Below are 17,806 nucleotides of genomic sequence, written 5' to 3' on the forward strand. Positions count from 1 at the left end.
CAGATCGCCGTCCTGCAAGGGCAGGGCGGTGGCGCGGGGGCGGGCGAGGATTTCGTTCACGTGCAGATTTTCGCCAGCAACCAGTTCTGCGCCGAATGCGGCATTTCATCGCCCTGCGCGCGAACGCGCTCGTAACGGCCGTCGGCGTCGAGCGCCCACGCGTTCAAATTATCGGCCAGGTAATTGACCAGCGCTTCTTCGCGCACGCGTTCGGCCAGGTCCGGTGCAAGCACCGGGAAGCCGGTTTCGATGCGCCGCAGCAGATTGCGTTCCAGCCAGTCGGCGCTGGAGCAGAACAGTTCCGGATCCCCGTTGTTGGCGAACCAGTACACGCGATGATGTTCGAGGAAGCGCCCGACGATGGAACGCACGCGGATGTTCTCCGACACGCCCGGCACGCCGGGGCGCAGCGCGCAGGCGCCGCGCACGATCAGGTCGATCTCCACGCCCGCCTGCGAGGCGACATACAACGCGCGGATGACCTGCGGCTCGTTGAGTGCGTTCATCTTGGCGACGATGCGCGCCGGTTTGCCCGCACGTGCGTGCTTGGTTTCGCGATCGATGCGTTGCAACACGCCGGCATGCAGGGTGAAGGGCGACTGCAGCAGGCGCTTGAGCTTCACCGCCGGGGCCAGGCCCGAGAGCTGGCGGAAGATCAGGTCGACATCGTTGCCGATATCCGGATCGGCGGTGATCAAGCCGAAGTCGGTGTAGGCGCGCGCGGTGCCGGAGTGGTAATTGCCCGTGCCCAGGTGGATGTAACGGCGCAGCTTGCGGCCTTCGCGGCGCACGATGAGCAACATCTTGGCGTGCGTCTTGTAGCCGACCACGCCGTAGACCACCTGTACGCCCGCGTCCTGTAAACGATCGGCCAGGCCGAGGTTGGCTTCTTCATCGAAACGCGCGCGCAACTCGACGACGACCGTGACGTCCTTGCCGTTGCGCGCGGCCTGCACGAGCTGGTCGACGATCGGCGAGTCCTTGCCCGCGCGATACAGCGTCTGCTTGATCGCCAGCACGTTCGGGTCTTCGGCCGCCTGCTTGATCAACTCCAGCACCGGCGCGAAGGAATCGAAGGGGTGGTGCAGCAACACGTCGCCTTCGGACACGCGTTCGAACATCGCGTCCATGTCCCGCAGGTTGCGCGGCTGGAAGGCTGCGTATTTCAGGTCGGCGCGTTGCACCAGGTCGTAGACCTGGATGACGCGATTGAGGTTGACCGGGCCGTTGATGCGATAGACCGCGTTCTCCGGCAAATCGAAATTCACCAGCAGCGTGCGCACGATCTCGGTCGGGCACTGCTCGGCGATCTCCAGGCGCATCGCGCGCAGGTAGCCGCGGCCGACGAGTTCGTCGCGCAACGCCAGCGCGAGGTTTTCCACTTCTTCCTCGTCGACGATCAACTCGGAGTTGCGCGTCACGCGGAATTGGTAGGCGCCCTTCACCTGCATGCCCGGGAACAGCTCGTCGACGAAGGCCGACAGCACGGCGGAGAGGAACACGAAGTCGGTCGGGCCGCCGGAGACTTCCGGCGGGATCTGGATGATGCGCGGCAACGAACGCGGCGCGCGCACGATCGCAAGGTGGCCCGCACGGCCGAACGCGTCCTTGCCCTTCAGCACGACGACGATGTTCAGCGACTTGTTGAGGATCTTCGGGAACGGATGCGCCGGATCCAGGCCCAGCGGCGAGAGCACCGGCAGGATTTCGTCGCGGAAGTAATCGCGCAGCCAGCGTGTTTGCCTTGCGGTCCACGCGTCGCGCGGCGCGATGCGGATGCCGGCTTCGGTCAGTTGCGGGCGCAGCTCTTCGTTCCAGCAGCGGTATTGCGCATCGACCAGGTCCTGCGCGCGCGCATGGATTTCCTTCAGCACCGTCGCCGGCGCCATGCCGTCGGGGCCGGGCGGTACGCCGAAGTCCTGCGAATGGCGCACGGTGGCCGCGCGGATCTCGAAGAACTCGTCGAGGTTGGTGCAGGAGATGCACAGGTAGCGCAGGCGCTCGAGCAGCGGGACCTGCGGGTCGCGCGCTTGCGCGAGCACGCGGAAGTTGAAGTCCAGCTGCGACAGCTCGCGATTGAAGTACATCGCGGGGTCGCGGAGCGGGTCGACGTCCTGGGGTGTTTCGATGGCGGCGTTCATGGCTGCGTCGACGGGGCGTGCGTGGATTCTGCCTCAGCCGGGGCAAGGAAGCCGTCGTGGGGGTCGCGCGGCAGGACGCGATCGGCGGGGAAGTGGCCTGCGAACGTGCTGCCCAGGCCGACTTCGCTGTCGATCGAAAGGCGGGCGCCGTGCAGGTTCAACACGTGTTTGACGATCGCAAGGCCCAGGCCGGTGCCGCCGCTTTCGCGCGATCGGCTGGTGGACACGCGATAGAAGCGTTCGGTGATGCGCGGCAGATGCGCGGCGGGGATGCCGTAACCGGTGTCGTTCACCGCGAGCACCGCGCCGTCGGCTTCGGGGGCAAAACGCACGGTGATCGTGCCGCCGACCGGCGTGTAGCGCACCGCGTTGCTGACCAGGTTGGAGAAGGCACTGTGCAGTTCCTTCGTCGAACCGCGCAGGTCGAGCGGCGTGCCGCGCGCCAGCGTCATGTCGTCGACGACGACGCGATGGCGGCCCTGGCTCAGCGCTTCGGCTTCGCGGCGCAGGGTGGCGAGCATCGAGGCCATCGACACCGGATCGTCGACGACACCGTCCTGCGCTTCCAGGCGCGAGAGCGTCAGCAGATCTTCGACGAGCTGCGTCATGCGCTGCGATTGGCGCTGCATCTCGGCGAGCATCGGCGCCCACTCGGGCTGGTCGGCCGGATCGAGCAGGTCCAGGTAACCGTGGACGACGGTCAGCGGCGTGCGCAGTTCGTGCGAGACGTTCGCGACGAAGTCGCGGCGCATGTGCTCCAGGCGCATCAGCTTGGTGACATCGCGCGCGACGAGCAGCCACAAGTCTTCCGAGTACGGGATCAGGCGCAGGCTCAGCCGCGTGGTGGCGTCGACGGGCGAGGGCGTGTCTTGAAGAGGCTCCGCGTTGCGACCGGCGGCGAGCCAGCGCGAGAGCGACATCGAATGCAGGCGTTCGCCGAGCGGCGCGCCGGCATCGCGCGGATAACGCAAACCCAGCAGCGTCGTCGCCGCGGGGTTGAACCATTGCACGCGCTGGCTGTTGCGTTCGATCACGACCACCGCGTCGGGCAGGGCCATCGCCGCGGCGCGATAGGCGCGCAGCATCGCGATCAGGCGGCGTTTGCGCGCGCGCACGTCGGATTGGCTGCGGTGCAGTTGGCGGTCGAGTTCGTTCCACACGCCTTCGCCCTGGGGCGGCGGTACGCGGCTCCCCGCGGACAGACGGGAGAGCACGCCATGCAGGCGCGTGTAGTGCCAGGCGACGATGCCCAGTGCCGCGAGCGTCACCACCGGCCACGGATACCCGACGATCAGCCCGACGACCACCGCGCCACCGAGGACGGCGGCGAGCTGGCCGAGCGTGCGGGTCCAGGTCTGTCGTGCGCGGGGTGGCATGCCGCCAGTCTAGACCGCGGCGGAGAAGCGGTAGCCTGCGCCGCGCACGGTCTGGACCATTGGGTCGAGCTGGTGGGGTTCCAGCGTCTTGCGCAGGCGGCGGATGTGGACGTCGACAGTGCGTTCCTCGACGTACACGCTCCCGCCCCACACGTGGTCGAGCAGTTGCGAGCGGGTGTAGACCCGCTCGGGGTGGGTCATGAAGAAATGCAGCAGGCGATATTCGGTCGGGCCGATCTGCACCGGCGCGTCCTCGGCGAACACGCGGTGGGCCGCGCCATCGATGCGCAAACCGCCGACCTTGACGCTGCCGTCCTCGTCGTCTTCGCGCGAGCGGCGCATGACCGCGCGGATACGGGCCAGCAATTCGCGCGCGGAAAAGGGCTTGACGACGTAATCGTCCACGCCCGCTTCCAGCCCGCCGACGCGATCGTTTTCCTCGCCGCGCGCGGTGAGCATGATGATCGGCACCTCGCGCGTGAGGTGTTCCTTGCGCCAGCGGCGGGCGAGTTCCAGGCCGCTGGTGCCGGGCAGCATCCAGTCCAGCAGGATCAGGTCCGGGACCTTGTCGGCAATCGCCGACTGGGCTTCGCGGGCGTCACCGGCGTGGACCGGTTCGAACTCGGCCTTGCGCAGGGCGAAGGCCACCATGTCGCGGATGGCCGGTTCGTCGTCGACGATGAGGATGCGTTTGAGCATGGTGTTGGCGTCGGGGGCCCATGGAGCCCGCGTCTTGCGGACCATGGTGCCAGTAGACGACGGTTTTGTGACCGTGGGGTGACACGGTCATCGGGTCAATCGCGATCGACCTTGTCGTCTTTCACGCCCTGGCGGTGCAGTTCGAGCACCGTCGGGGTGATCTGTGCGATCCGCGCGTCGATGCGGGCGCGGGCGTAATAGTCGAGGTCGCCGCGCTTCTTGAGGTTTTCCAGTTGCACCAGCGCGCGTTCCGGGCGGCCGTTCAGGTACTCGGCTTCGGCGTGGGCTTCGCCGGCACGGATGGGATCGCCGGCCAGGTCGCTCGCACGGGCGAAGGTCTCCTGGTAGACCGGGTCGTCCGCGGCCACCGCAGCCAGTGCGCGCAGGATGCCCTGCGCCTTCTTGCCCGAAGCCGCATCGCCGCGTTCGCCCAAAACCTGTGCGTAGGTCAGCACCACCGCGCGATTGCGCGGCATGCGGTCGACCAGGCGCTGGAAGCGCGCATCGGCATCGGCTTTCTTGCCGGCGCGGGCTTCCATTTCGCCCATCGCCAGTTGCAGCCACGTGTCGTTCGGGAATTTCTTCAGCACCGGGTCGAGATCGGACATCGCGGCCGCCGGCTGGTTGTCCTGCAGGCGTGCGAGCGCAAGGCCGTATTGCTGGGCGTCGTCGAGCGGCGCCTTGTTGCGCATCTGCTCGTATTCGCGCACGGCCTCGGCGGGCGTGTTGGCGCTGAGCACGCGCATGCGTTCCTTCGCCCAGCCGAAGTTGCCGGTGCCCGCGGCCGAAAGCGAGGCCTGCGGCAGGCGGATGTTGCCCGGCAGCATCACGTTGGCGGTGGTGGGCGCGGCGAAGTTGTTGGTGTCCTTCAGCGCCGCCGCGCGTTCCTTCGCTTCGCTGATGCGCGTGACGGTGATCGGGTGGGTCTGCAGGTAATCGGGCGTGCGTTCGCGCGAGCCGCCCTGGTTGGCGCGCACCCAGCCCTGCAGCGTGGTGAAGAATTCGGCCATCGCCTTGGGGTCGTAGCCGCTGCGCCAGAGGGTCTGCATGCCGACGCGGTCGGCTTCGGCTTCGTTGTCGCGGGTGTAGTCGATCTGGCGCTGGTACATCAGCGCCTGGCCGGCGGACAACGCGGCCATCGTCGCATCGTCGCTGGAATTGCCGCCCGCCTGCTGCGCGACGAGGATCGCGCCGAGCATCGCGAGCAGGATCGGCACGCTTTCGCGTTGCGCGCGTTCGACGCCGCGCAGCACGTGGTCCTGCGTGACGTGCGCGATTTCGTGCGACAGCACGCTGGCCACCTGGTCCTCGCGCGAGGCGGCGAGCACCAGGCCGGCGTTGGTGCCGACGTAGCCGCCCAGCGTGGCGAAGGCGTTGATCTGCCGGTCCTTCATCAGGAAGAAGGTGAATTTCTGGCGCGGCTTGTCGCTGTTGGCCGCCAGCTTGTGGCCGACCGCCTGCAGCCAGTCCTCCAAAAGCGGATCGTCGAGGATGTAGCCGTAGTGGCGCAGCTGGCTGAGCGTCATCGCGCCGTATTCGGCCTGCTGCGACGGGCCGAGGACTTCGCCGGCCGACGAACCGATGTCGGGCAGGCGCGTTTTGTTGATGGTGTTCTGCGCCAGCAGGGGCGCGGCGAAGGACAGGGTGGCCAGCACGGCGAGGGCGAGCGGGGCCAGGCGTGGTCGGAATCGAATGGGGGTCTGCACGCAGGCTTCCTCGCACGGGGCCGGTGAACCACCGGTTAATTCATCTAACCACGCTTCGGGCCGCGTGCGCCTACGCAGTGTTGCACCCATGCTTCCCCAAAGGGGTGGAAATGCGCGGCGTGTCGTCCCATATTCCCGACCATCGCACAGCGCCACAAGTTTCCGGAGCCGCCATGACCAACCCCATCATCACCATCTACAGCACGGCGATCTGCCCGTACTGCGTCGCCGCCAAGAACTTCCTGAAGAGCAAGGGCCTGGCCTGGAACGAAGTGCGCATCGACACCGCGCCGGGCGAGCGCGACAAGATGGTCGAGCGCACGCGCCGCACGTCGGTGCCGCAGATCTTCGTGGGCGATACGCACGTGGGCGGCTACGACGACATGATGGCGCTGCATCGCGCAGGCAAGCTCGAACCGTTGCTGGTGGGCGCATGAGCGGCGAGGGCGGCGCCGATTCCGGCGAGAGCGGGGATCGCGTCCGCGAATTCACCGAATTCCGCAAGCGGATGAACGAGCGGATCCTGGCCGAGCCCAACCAGGTGGTCCGCCGCTTCTTCGCGCTGGACACGCAGACCTACCAGGCCGGCGCGCTCGACGTGAAGACCAAGGAGCTGCTGGGCCTGGTCGCCTCGATGGTCCTGCGTTGCGACGACTGCATCAGCTACCACGTGGCGCAGTGCCGCGAGGCGGGCGTGACCCGCGACGAGATGTTCGAAACCTTCTCGGTCGGCCTGGTGGTCGGTGGTTCGATCGTGATCCCGCACCTGCGGCGCGCGGTGGATTTCCTCGACAAGCTCGAGTCCGGGGAAGCCGCGTCCGCGTCCGCCCACGATCACGGCTGACCCTACGCCCCCGGACGGAGCCCCGCCCCGGTCTGGCATAATTGCGGGCTCCCACACCCCGACGGCACGCGCCTGCGTGCCGTCCGCACGTCCGGAACGCCTCCAATGACGCAGACCCCCGCATCGCACACCATCACCGTCCTCCGCGGCGACGGCATCGGCCCCGAAATCATGGAGGCCACGCTCCACGTGCTGGACACGATGGACCTCGGGCTTCAGTACGAGTTCGCCGAAGCGGGCATGACGGCGCTGGAGAAGGTCGGCGAACTGCTGCCGGCGGCGACGATGGAATCGATCCGCAAGAACCGCATCGCGCTCAAGAGCCCGCTGACCACGCCGGTCGGCGAAGGCTTCAGCTCGATCAACGTCGAGCTGCGCAAGCGCTTCGACCTCTACGCCAACGTGCGCCCGGCCAAGAGCTTCCCGAACACCAAGTCGCGCTTCCCGACCGGCGTGGACCTGATCACCGTCCGCGAGAACACCGAAGGCGCGTACATCGGCGAAGGCCAGTCGGTGTCGGAAGACGGCGAGACCGCGCTGCTCACGCAGAAGGTCACGCGCCGCGGTTCGGAGCGCATCGTGCGCTACGCGTTCGAACTCGCGCGCCGCACCGGTCGCAAGAAGGTGACGGTGGTGCACAAGGCCAACATCCTGAAGTCGACCTCGGGCCTGTTCCTCAAGACCGCGCGCATCGTGGCGGCCGAATATCCCGACATCCAGTGCAACGAGATGATCGTGGACAACACCTGCATGCAGCTGGTGATGAAGCCCGAACAGTTCGACATCATCGTGACGACGAACCTGTTCGGCGACATCATTTCCGACCTGTGCGCCGGCCTCGTCGGCGGCCTGGGCCTCGCGCCGGGCGCGAACATCGGCACGGATGCGGCGATCTTCGAAGCCGTGCACGGCTCGGCGCCGGACATCGCGGGCAAGGGCCTGGCCAATCCGTGCGCGCTGCTGCTCGCCGCGGCGCAGATGCTCGACCACCTCGGCATGACGGACAAGGCGACCAAGCTGCGCGAGGCGATCATCGCCACGCTGGAAGCGAAGGATTCGCTCACGCCCGACCTGGGCGGCGAGGGCAACACGATGTCCTTCGCCAAGGCCATCGCCAAGCGCGTGTAATACCTCCGCTCCAGGGGAGGTCAAAAAGAAACCCGCCGATGGCGGGTTTCTTTTTGGGTGGGGTCAAGCCACCGCGAACCTTGCGTGCAGACCTCAGTCGCGCAACTTCGACAGCAAACGCAGGAATTCGACGTACAGCCACACCAGCGTGACCATCAGGCCGAACGCGCCGTACCACTCCATGTACTTCGGTGCGTTGGCCGCGACGCCCGATTCGATGAAATCGAAGTCGAGCACCAAATTCATCGCGGCGACCACGACGACGAACAGGCTGAAGCCGATGCCGATCACGCCCGATTCGTGGATGTAGGGAATGTCGGTGCCGAACATGCGCATCACGATCGTGGCGAGGTAGATCAGCGCGATGCCGCCGGTCGCCGCGACGACGCCGAGCTTGAAGTTTTCCGTCGCGCGGATCAGGCCCGAGCGATAGGCCATCAACAGCGCGAACAGCGTGCCCATCGTCAGCAGCACCGCCTGCATCACGATGCCCGGATACCGCGCTTCGAAGACCGCGGACATCGCACCGAGGAACAGGCCTTCGGACAGCGCGTACAGCGGCGCGGTGACCGGTGCCCAGGTCTTCTTGAAGATCGTCGCCAGCGCGAACACCAGCCCGCCGACCATGCCGCCGATCAGGAAGATCGGAAGTTGGGGCGACATGCTGGCTTCGGTGGGCGCGACGGCGTTCCAGGCGTAGGCGCCCGTGAGTACCGCGAGCAGGAGCAGCAGGCCGGTCTTGTTGACCGTGCCGTTGAGCGTCATCGCCTGGCCGTCGCGCGTGACGACCGCGCCGCTGCCGATGTCGAGGAACGTGGAGTCCTTGAGCGCCGGATTTCCGCTGCGAAGCATGCCTCTTCCCCTTGTATGAACGATCGATGGAGCATAGCGTGGACCGCCCGCGTTGACAGGCGGGGCGGCGGGTTCCCAGAATCCCGCGTCCCGGCAGCCCGGGCCGTCAAACATCGGGGTATAGCGCAGTCTGGTAGCGCGCCTGCTTTGGGAGCAGGATGTCGGGGGTTCGAATCCCTCTACCCCGACCAATCGAAGCGCCCGTAGCTCAACTGGATAGAGCACCGGCCTTCTAAGCCGGCGGTTACAGGTTCGATTCCTGTCGGGCGCGCCAAATTGCGAAGCAATTTGGCGTGCGAACTTTTTTACCGAAAGGGGCTACTTCGACTTCTTGGTTGCGTTGCGATCTGAAGGATCGTGGCATCGCAAAAGGGGAGATCGGAGGCCGGCGGCTTGCATCCCCACGCCGACTCCTGAAGAATAGCCGGCCGCCCGCAGTGGATCGCGTGCGCCGTGGTGGCTGTAGCTCAGTTGGTTAGAGTACTGGATTGTGATTCCAGATGTCGGGGGTTCGAGTCCCCTCAGCCACCCCATTCCGTTTCGCAGCCCGCACGTTTACAATGCGCGCCGCTACGGGCCGTTAGCTCAGTTGGTAGAGCAGTTGACTCTTAATCAATAGGTCCAAGGTTCGAATCCTTGACGGCCCACCAAAAAGAAGAGGGATCTGGCAGCGATGCCAGGTCCCTTTTTCTTTGGCGCGAGTTCTTTGGCGCGACGCACGGCACGGACGCGTCCGCCATGATCGGTAGCTTGCGTAGGAGTCCTTGAGCGCCTCCGCGCTTTGGAGGTCCCGATGCGCCGGTCCCTGCTCATCCTGGGTTTGCTGCTGCTCGCCGCCTGTTCCGATGCGCGCCGTTTCTCGCCGGAGGCCTGGGCGCAGGAGGATCGGTTCCAGCGGCAGGCCTTCACCTCCGATCTCATCGCGCGGCGGCTGTTGATCGGGAAAGGCTGGGGCGAGGTGCAGCACATGCTCGGCCCCGGGCGCACGCGCGGGCACGAGATGTGTACCTGGGACGTGGGGCTGGACGAGGACACCGGGGCGCCGATCGTCCTGCAGGTCGATTTCAAGGATGACGTGGCCACGCGCGCTTCGGTCCATCGCGAATAGCCCGGGCCCCGCCGTGGCGCCGGGGTGCCGGCGGCGGGCACAATGCGGGCTCGCGAGAGTGGCGGAATTGGTAGACGCACTGGATTTAGGTTCCCGGGGAATTTGAGCTGCATCAGCGGCTTAGCCCGGCTACTCCCGGCACAGCGGGCACACGGGAACACCTTCTGTGCCACGACTGTGCCTGCGTTGACACACCCACTTCGGCCTTCGATCCGTCGCAAACGTCGATTCCCTTCGAGGACAAGATGGCGCAGGACCTCTATTGCTGGCGTTGCGACATGGTGGTTCCGATGCTCACCGAGAAAGAGTGGGAGGCCATGGAACCAGTCCTCCACCGGGCAATTGCAGATGTGCAGGCGTATCGGTCCCTGCATGGCTCGACGCTGTCGGAAGCACTACGTCAAAACTACGGCGCGTCTGCGCTTCACCTGTACCGTGAGATGACGGGATACGCTGAAACGAACGCAGATGCGATCTGGCATCACCGATCTTCCATGTACGGTCCTCCATGCAACGGCTGTGGCAAACCACTTCGCACGCCGCGGGCAGCGTTCTGCGCTGCTTGCGGGGCAGTGGCTAAAGACTCGGTCGGAGGAGACGCAAAGACCCGCGCATGAACCCGCGCCATGGCGCCCCGATGCGTTGATAGACTGAAGCCGCTGTGCGGTGGTGGCGAAATTGGTAGACGCGGCGGCTTTAGGTGCCGTAGGGCGAGAGTCCGTGCGGGTTCGAGTCCCGCCCACCGCAAGTCCAAAAACGACGTCCAAGGCGGATGTGCCTCCACTGACGGACCGAAATCCGGTGCTGGAGGCGCATCCAGCTGCCGTTGGGCACAGTTCCGCTGCTTATTTCCAGAAGCCGCAAGGATTTAGGCGAAAACGTACGGGAGACAGGTTCCAGCGCCGCAAGGCGTGCGGGTTCGAGTCCCGCCTTTCGCACGATCCGGACGGCCGCCGGGTGGCGGCCCGGGCCGCTTTCGGCCAAACTACCTCGTTCCGCCCGCCGCGCTCCCGCGCCGGGCCTGCCACTCATCACGAAGAGCTCCCAGCAATGCAAGTCTCGGTCGAAACCCTTGGCAACCTCGAACGCCGCATGACCTTCCGCCTGCCGGCGGAGCGAATCGACACCCAGGTCGGTGGTCGCCTGAAGGAAATCGCGCGGACCGCGCGCATCAAGGGCTTCCGCCCCGGCAAGGTGCCGACCAAGGTCATCGAGCAGCGCTACGGCGACCAGGTCCGCCAGGAAATCCTGGATGGCATGCTGCGCGAGAGCTTCGACGGTGCCGTTCGCGAAAACGAACTCCGCCTCGCCGGTGCCCCGCGCATCGAGCCGAGCAGCGACGTGGCCGGCGAAGGCGAGCTGGCGTTCGTCGCCACCTTCGAGATCGTGCCGGACTTCGGCGACGTCGATGTCACCGGTCTGGAAGTCGTGCGCCACACGGCCGAAGTCGAAGACGCCGACATCGATCGCATGATCGACAACCTGCGCATGCAGCGCCAGGGCTGGAACCGCGTCGAGCGCGCGGCGAAGGAAAACGACCTGGTCACGATGGAAAACTTCTCCGAAGTCGACGGCGTGCGCCGTCCGCCGGAAGGCGCCGAGAAGGGCAGCACCGTCGTGGGTTCCGGCGCGATGCTCAAGGAAATCGAAACCGCCGTCGTCGGCATGTCGCCCGATGAAGAGAAGACCGTGCAGGTCGACTTCCCGGCCGACTGGCGCATCCCCGAATTCGCCGGCAAGACCGTGGCCATCACCGTCAAGGTGCTCGAAGTCTCCGAGCCGGTGCTGCCGGAAGTCGATGCCGCGTTCATCCGCAGCTTCGGCGTGAAGTCGGGCGAGCCCGAGCAGTTCCGCGCCGAAATCCGCAGCAACCTGGCGCGCGAGCTCAAGGGCGCGCTGATGCAGCGCCTGCGCAAGGAAGTGGGCGAGCAGCTCGTCGCCAAGTACGCCTCGGTCGAAATGCCGCCGCGCCTGGTCGAGGCCGAAGCGCGCTCGCTGGCCAACGGCATGGCCGACCAGGCCCGCCGCCAGGGCCAGCAGGTGGCCGTCGACCAGTCGCAGTTCATGGAGCCGGCGCGCAAGCGCGTGCTCGTGGCCCTGCTGGTGGGCGAGATCGCCCGCCGCAACGAGCTGCGCCTGGACCAGCGCCGTTTGAACGAGACGATGCGTTTGATCGCATCCACCTACGAACAGCCGGAGCAGGTCATTGAGTTGTACCGCAACGACCCCCAGCTCATGGCAGGTCTGCAGAATCGCGTGATGGAGGAGCAGGTGATCGACTGGATCGCCGAACGCGCCACGCACACGGAGCAGGCACTATCCTTCCAGGACGCCATCCGCCAGTAACAACGAGAACCGGACACCCATGAGCCTCGAAACGAAAGCCCTGAACCTCGTGCCGATGGTGGTCGAACAGACCAGCCGCGGCGAGCGCGCGTACGACATTTATTCGCGGTTGCTCAAGGAGCGGGTGATCTTCCTCGTGGGTGGCATCGACGACCACGTGGCCAACGTGATCGTCGCGCAGATGCTCTTCCTCGAGGCCGAAAACCCCGAAAAGGACATCAGCCTGTACATCAACTCGCCGGGCGGCATCGTCACGGCGGGCATGGCGATCTACGACACCATGCAGTACATCAAGCCCGACGTGAGCACCATCTGCGTCGGCCAGGCCGCCTCGATGGGCGCGCTGCTGCTGGCTTCGGGCGCCAAGGGCAAGCGCTATGCGCTCCCCAATTCCCGCGTGATGATCCACCAGCCGCTGGGCGGCTTCCAGGGCCAGGCCACGGACATCGACATCCATGCCCGCGAAATCCTGACCCTGCGCCAGCGCCTGAACGAGATCCTGTCCCGCCATACGGGCCAGGCCCTCGAGACCATCGCCCGCGATACCGAACGCGACAACTTCAAGAGCGCCGAGGCCGCGCGTGAATACGGCCTGGTCGACCAGGTCCTCGAGCGCAGGCCCGACGATTCGATCCAGGCCGCCTGAGTCGGGCCCGGCCTCCTGATCGTGGAACCAAATCATTGCACCTTCGGCTCGGTGGACAACCGGGCCGCGGATGCTATTCTCGGGCCGCTACCGTGTGGCCGAAGCAGGTGTGGGGAATGAGCGAAGACCGTCAAGGCCGATCCGGCGACAGCAACAAGATCCTGTATTGCTCGTTCTGCGGGAAAAGCCAGCATGAGGTCCGCAAGCTGATCGCGGGCCCGAGCGTATTCATCTGCGATGAATGCGTCGAGCTGTGCAACGACATCATCCGCGAGGAGCTCGAGGAGAAGGCGCAGTCGGCTCGCAGCCACCTGCCCAAGCCCCGCGAGATCCTGGACGTGCTGGACCAGTACGTCATCGGGCAGTCGCGCGCCAAGAAGACGCTGGCCGTGGCCGTGTACAACCACTACAAGCGCATCGAGAGCCGGCAGAAGAACGACGACGTCGAACTGGCGAAGTCGAACATCCTGCTGGTCGGTCCGACCGGTTCGGGCAAGACGCTGCTGGCCGAAACGCTGGCGCGCCTGCTCAACGTGCCGTTCACCATCGCCGACGCGACGACGTTGACGGAGGCCGGCTACGTCGGCGAGGACGTCGAGAACATCATCCAGAAGCTCCTGCAGAAGTGCGACTACGACGTCGAGAAGGCGCAGCAGGGCATCGTGTACATCGATGAGATCGACAAGATTTCGCGCAAGAGCGAAAACCCGTCGATCACGCGCGACGTGTCGGGCGAGGGCGTGCAGCAGGCGCTGCTGAAGCTCATCGAAGGCACCGTGGCCAGCGTCCCGCCGCAGGGCGGCCGCAAGCACCCGCAGCAGGAATTCCTGCAGGTCGACACGCGCAACATCCTGTTCGTCGTGGGTGGTGCGTTCGCCGGCCTGGACAAGATCATCCAGCAGCGTTCGACCGAAGCCGGCGGCATCGGCTTCGGCGCGAAGGTCAAGAGCGCCGAGCGCAAGACCGACATCGGCAAGGTGTTGTCGGAAGTCGAGCCCGAAGACCTGATCAAGTTCGGCCTGATCCCCGAGTTCGTCGGCCGCCTGCCGGTGGTCGCCACGCTCGAGGAACTCGACGAGCCGGCGCTGGTGAAGATCCTCACCGAGCCCAAGAACGCGATCAGCAAGCAGTTCCGCAAGCTGTTCGAGATGGAAGGCGTGGAACTGGAAATCCGCCCCGACGCGCTCAACGCGATCGCCCGCAAGGCGCTCAAGCGCAAGACTGGCGCGCGCGGCCTGCGCACGATCGTGGAGTCGGTGCTGCTCGACACGATGTACGAACTGCCCTCGCTGGAAAACGTCAGCAAGGTGGTGGTCGACGAGTCGGTCATCGAGCACAAGTCCGAGCCTTACCTGATCTACCAGACGCCGCCCGCCACGCCCAAGGCCGCAGGCGCCGAATGAGCCCCGGACCGGCGTGGAACCCGCCGGTCCGCCTCCACCGCCGCATCGCGTCGCCCGTCCCCCGGATGGGCGCCGCCGCCGCTTGTCCGGACAGCTGCATGAACGCGTTCGGACGCGGTCACGATTGCGCCTACGGGCGCTTGCATCCCCGTCTTTCGCGCCCCATAACCGAGGCTACGGCGCAGGGTGTGCGCCGCCTTGACTCGCTCCCCGGTAAGGTCCGGGGGCGGTCGCGCCGAATTTCGTCCATCGCGTTTTTCTTGCCGGAGATCCCATGACCCAGACCGCCGAAACCTTCGACCTGCCGGTGCTGCCGCTGCGCGATGTCGTGGTGTTTCCGCACATGGTCATTCCCCTGTTCGTTGGCCGCGACAAATCCATCCGCGCCCTCGACCAGGCGATGGAAGCCGACAAGCGCATCCTCCTCGTCGCGCAGAAGTCCGCCGACACCGATGCGCCGGGTGCGAAGGACCTGCACGAGATCGGCACGCTGGCGCAGGTGCTGCAATTGCTGAAGTTGCCCGACGGCACGATCAAGGTGCTGGTCGAAGGCCTGTCGCGTGCGCGCGTCACCGACGTCGAGGAACACGACGGTGCGCTGAAGGGCACCGGCACCGTGGTCGAATCCGAATCGGCGCGCGAAACGCGCGAAGTCGAAGCGATCGCGCGTTCGCTGTTGTCCCTGTTCGAACAGTACGTCAAGACCAACCGCAAGCTGCCGCCGGAACTGCTGCAAACGCTTAGCGGCATCGACGATCCCAGCCGTCTGGGCGACACGATTTCCGCGCACCTGGGCGTGCGCATGTCCGACAAGCAGAAGCTGCTCGAAGCCCTCGACATCGGCGGCCGCCTGGAATTGCTGGTGGGCCTGGTCGAAGGCGAGATCGACGTGCAGCAGCTGGAGAAGCGCATCCGCGGCCGCGTGAAGTCGCAGATGGAGAAGAGCCAGCGCGAGTACTACCTCAACGAACAGATGAAGGCGATCCAGAAGGAACTGGGTGAGATCGACGAAGCGCCCAACGACCTGGATGAACTCGCGCGCAAGATCGCCGAAGCCGGCATGCCCAAGCCGGTCGAAGCCAAGGCGCGCGCCGAACTGGGCAAGCTCAAGCAGATGTCGCCGATGTCGGCCGAGGCCGCGGTCGTGCGCAACTATCTGGACTGGCTGCTCGGCGTGCCGTGGAAGAAGAAGACCAAGGTGCGCAAGGACCTCAAGGTCGCGCAGGAAGTACTCGACGCCGACCACTACGGCCTGGAGCGCGTCAAGGAACGCATCCTGGAATACCTCGCGGTGCAGGCGCGCGTGCAGAAGTTGCGCGGCCCGATCCTGTGCCTCGTCGGCCCGCCCGGCGTGGGCAAGACCTCGCTCGGCCAATCGATCGCGAAGGCGACCAACCGCAAGTTCGTGCGCATGTCGCTCGGCGGCGTGCGCGACGAAGCGGAAATCCGCGGGCATCGCCGCACCTATGTCGGTTCGATGCCGGGCCGCATCGTGCAGAACCTCAACAAGGTGGGCAGCAAGAACCCGCTGTTCGTGCTCGACGAGATCGACAAGATGTCGATGGACTTCCGTGGCGATCCGTCCTCGGCGCTGCTGGAAGTCCTCGATCCCGAGCAGAACAGCGCGTTCAACGACCACTACCTGGAAGTCGACCTCGACCTGTCGGAGGTGATGTTCGTCGCCACCTCCAACTCGCTCAACATCCCGGGCCCGCTGCTCGATCGCATGGAAGTGATCCGCATCCCGGGCTACACCGAGGAAGAGAAGCTCAACATCGCGCTGCGTTATCTCGTCACCAAGCAGTTGAAGGCCAACGGCCTGAAGGAAGACGAGCTGAAGATTTCCGAGAACGCGATCCGCGACATCGTGCGTTACTACACGCGCGAATCGGGCGTGCGCAACCTCGAACGCGAAGTGGCGAAGATCGCGCGCAAGGTGGTCAAGGAACTCGCGCTGGCCGGCCCCAAGCGCAAGGCGAGCACGGTCACCGTCACCTCCAAGAACCTCGACAAGTACCTGGGCGTGCGCCGCTTCGATTACGGCCGCGCCGAACAGGAAAACGAGATCGGCCTGGTCACGGGCCTGGCATGGACGGAAGTCGGCGGCGACCTGCTGCAGATCGAATCCACGCTGGTGCCGGGCAAGGGGCAGTTGATCCTCACCGGCCAGCTCGGCGATGTCATGAAGGAATCGGCGTCGGCGGCCCTGTCGGTGGTGCGCGCGCGCACCGATCGCTTCGGCATCGACCTGGATTTCCTCACCCGCTACGACGTCCACCTGCACGTGCCCGAAGGCGCGACGCCGAAGGACGGTCCGAGCGCCGGCATCGCGATGGCGACCGCGCTGGTGTCGACGCTCACCAAGATCCCGGTCAAGGCGGATGTCGCGATGACCGGCGAGATCACCCTGCGCGGCAAGGTGCTGGGCATCGGCGGCCTGAAGGAAAAGCTGCTGGCCGCCATGCGCGGCGGCATCCGCACGGTGATCATCCCCGAGGAGAACCGCAAGGACCTCGCGGACATCCCCAAGGCGGTGACCTCGGGCATGAAGATCGTGCCGGTGAAGTGGATCGACGAAGTGCTCGACCTCGCCCTGGAACGCCCGCTCTCGCCCAACACCGCCGCCACCCCGGCCGGTGCGAAGAGCGAGGTCGCGCCGCCCGCCACGCCGCCCTCGCAGCAGCACGACATCACTCACTGACGCTTGCGGGACTGAACCGCACGCCACTGAACATCGCCGCACCAATCGGCCATTGACAATCGGCATATCCCGGAAACCGCGCAGTTGCGCGGTTTTCCGGTTGCTCGGGCCATACCCCGCTGGTATAACGACCGCGTCCGCCGCCAATGCGTGAAGCGCATTGCGGCTCGTCGACCGGGGAACGCCAGCCAGGATGCCCGCGCAACCCGCGCGCGCATCGGCCTGCCCCGGTCCCCATCCGCGGTTTATTTCCGGGAGTTCCCAAAGCATGAACAAAGCCGAATTGATCGATGCCGTCGCCGAAGGCGCAGAACTGACGAAGGCCGATGCCGGCCGCGCGGTCGATGCCGTCATCGCTGCGATCACCAAGGCCCTGAAGAAGGGCGACACCGTCACCGTCGTGGGCTTCGGCACCTTCGCGGTGCGCAAGCGCGCCGCGCGCGAAGGCCGCAACCCGCGCACGGGCGAAACGATCAAGGTCGCCGCGTCGATGAACCCCGCGTTCAAGGCCGGCAAGGCGCTGAAGGACGCGGTCAACTGATTCAACGTTCGGGACGGGTGCTTAGCTCAGCGGTAGAGCGTCTCCTTTACACGGAGAGGGTCGGGGGTTCGATCCCCTCAGCACCCACCACCCGATGCCGATGCGTGTTGTTGTTCGATCGAAGTGTTGCAGGAACGAACTCAGCTCTTGTATCATTTCGGGCTCAGCGGAGTGGTAGTTCAGTCGGTTAGAATGCTGGCCTGTCACGCCGGAGGTCGCGGGTTCGAGTCCCGTCCACTCCGCCACTAGTTCCAGACCAAAGCGCCCGAAAGGGCGCTTTTGTTTTGGGCCTCCCGTGCATTCCGGCGCGCGCGG

Annotated in this window: 14 protein-coding genes and 7 tRNA genes; 16 read left to right on the forward strand and 5 right to left on the reverse strand. The window is 65.9% G+C overall.

The annotated features are described in order from the left end of the window. Positions 1-56: 56 nt before the first annotated feature. From ppk1 to AB4059_RS12430, 4 genes are all read right to left on the reverse strand, one after another. A complete protein-coding gene (gene ppk1, locus AB4059_RS12415; protein WP_498979308.1) occupies positions 57-2,141 on the reverse strand; it encodes a polyphosphate kinase 1 in 2,085 nt (694 codons plus the stop codon). Continuing rightward, complete coding sequence (gene phoR, locus AB4059_RS12420; protein ID WP_498979310.1) at positions 2,138-3,517, reverse strand: phosphate regulon sensor histidine kinase PhoR; 1,380 nt, start codon at positions 3,515-3,517, stop codon at positions 2,138-2,140. The genes ppk1 and phoR overlap by 4 nt, the downstream gene beginning before the upstream one ends. 9 nt (positions 3,518-3,526) lie before the next feature. Further along, complete coding sequence (phoB, locus tag AB4059_RS12425; protein WP_156641493.1) at positions 3,527-4,216, reverse strand: phosphate regulon transcriptional regulator PhoB; 690 nt, start codon at positions 4,214-4,216, stop codon at positions 3,527-3,529. A gap of 95 nt (positions 4,217-4,311) precedes the next feature. After that, on the reverse strand, positions 4,312-5,892 hold the full coding sequence (locus AB4059_RS12430; RefSeq protein ID WP_498979699.1) for a M48 family metalloprotease: 1,581 nt from the start codon (positions 5,890-5,892) through the stop codon (positions 4,312-4,314). A 203-nt stretch (positions 5,893-6,095) separates the two neighbouring features. On the opposite strand from AB4059_RS12430, the gene grxC reads away from it, so the two are divergent. From grxC to AB4059_RS12445, 3 genes are all read left to right on the forward strand, one after another. Then, positions 6,096-6,359, forward strand: a complete 264-nt coding sequence (grxC, locus tag AB4059_RS12435; protein WP_498963901.1) for a glutaredoxin 3 — start codon at positions 6,096-6,098, stop codon at positions 6,357-6,359. Continuing rightward, positions 6,356-6,766: a carboxymuconolactone decarboxylase family protein gene (locus tag AB4059_RS12440; protein ID WP_498979312.1), complete on the forward strand. Its 411-nt coding sequence runs from the start codon at positions 6,356-6,358 to the stop codon at positions 6,764-6,766. Before grxC ends, AB4059_RS12440 begins: the two co-directional genes overlap by 4 nt. Before the next feature lie 105 nt (positions 6,767-6,871). Beyond that, positions 6,872-7,894: an isocitrate dehydrogenase gene (locus tag AB4059_RS12445; protein WP_498979314.1), complete on the forward strand. Its 1,023-nt coding sequence runs from the start codon at positions 6,872-6,874 to the stop codon at positions 7,892-7,894. 93 nt (positions 7,895-7,987) lie between these two features. Here the strand turns inward: AB4059_RS12445 and AB4059_RS12450 are convergent, their stop codons facing one another. After that, a complete protein-coding gene (locus tag AB4059_RS12450) occupies positions 7,988-8,746 on the reverse strand; it encodes a Bax inhibitor-1/YccA family protein (RefSeq protein ID WP_498979315.1) in 759 nt (252 codons plus the stop codon). A 114-nt stretch (positions 8,747-8,860) separates the two neighbouring features. Between AB4059_RS12450 and AB4059_RS12455 the strand changes: the two genes are divergently transcribed. From AB4059_RS12455 to AB4059_RS12515, 13 genes are all read left to right on the forward strand, one after another. After that, positions 8,861-8,937: transfer RNA gene (locus AB4059_RS12455), tRNA-Pro, on the forward strand. A 6-nt stretch (positions 8,938-8,943) separates the two neighbouring features. Further along, positions 8,944-9,020 (forward strand) — tRNA-Arg (locus AB4059_RS12460). A gap of 182 nt (positions 9,021-9,202) precedes the next feature. After that, positions 9,203-9,279, forward strand: a tRNA-His gene (locus AB4059_RS12465). Positions 9,280-9,320: 41 nt separating this feature from the next. Beyond that, positions 9,321-9,396: transfer RNA gene (locus AB4059_RS12470), tRNA-Lys, on the forward strand. A gap of 143 nt (positions 9,397-9,539) precedes the next feature. Continuing rightward, entirely contained in the window at positions 9,540-9,854 is a 315-nt protein-coding gene (locus AB4059_RS12475; RefSeq protein ID WP_498979316.1) for a hypothetical protein, read from the forward strand. Positions 9,855-10,517: 663 nt separating this feature from the next. Further along, positions 10,518-10,601 (forward strand) — tRNA-Leu (locus AB4059_RS12480). Positions 10,602-10,904: 303 nt separating this feature from the next. Further along, a complete protein-coding gene (tig, locus tag AB4059_RS12485) occupies positions 10,905-12,200 on the forward strand; it encodes a trigger factor (RefSeq protein ID WP_498979318.1) in 1,296 nt (431 codons plus the stop codon). A gap of 19 nt (positions 12,201-12,219) precedes the next feature. Further along, on the forward strand, positions 12,220-12,846 hold the full coding sequence (gene clpP / locus AB4059_RS12490; RefSeq protein WP_036167511.1) for an ATP-dependent Clp endopeptidase proteolytic subunit ClpP: 627 nt from the start codon (positions 12,220-12,222) through the stop codon (positions 12,844-12,846). A gap of 116 nt (positions 12,847-12,962) precedes the next feature. Next, on the forward strand, positions 12,963-14,249 hold the full coding sequence (gene clpX / locus AB4059_RS12495) for an ATP-dependent Clp protease ATP-binding subunit ClpX (RefSeq protein ID WP_498963913.1): 1,287 nt from the start codon (positions 12,963-12,965) through the stop codon (positions 14,247-14,249). A 274-nt stretch (positions 14,250-14,523) separates the two neighbouring features. After that, the gene (lon, locus tag AB4059_RS12500) at positions 14,524-16,950 is read left to right on the forward strand and encodes an endopeptidase La (RefSeq protein WP_498979320.1); all 2,427 of its coding nucleotides are present in this window, start codon (positions 14,524-14,526) and stop codon (positions 16,948-16,950) included. A gap of 268 nt (positions 16,951-17,218) precedes the next feature. Beyond that, positions 17,219-17,491 (forward strand): non-specific DNA-binding protein Hbs, encoded by a 273-nt coding sequence (locus tag AB4059_RS12505; RefSeq protein WP_156641506.1) that lies wholly within the window; start codon positions 17,219-17,221, stop codon positions 17,489-17,491. A 15-nt stretch (positions 17,492-17,506) separates the two neighbouring features. Continuing rightward, positions 17,507-17,581: transfer RNA gene (locus AB4059_RS12510), tRNA-Val, on the forward strand. A 78-nt stretch (positions 17,582-17,659) separates the two neighbouring features. Continuing rightward, positions 17,660-17,736, forward strand: a tRNA-Asp gene (locus AB4059_RS12515). Positions 17,737-17,806: the final 70 nt, after the last annotated feature.

This window comes from Lysobacter sp. 2RAF19, assembly GCF_052115395.1.
Lineage (GTDB): Bacteria > Pseudomonadota > Gammaproteobacteria > Xanthomonadales > Xanthomonadaceae > Noviluteimonas.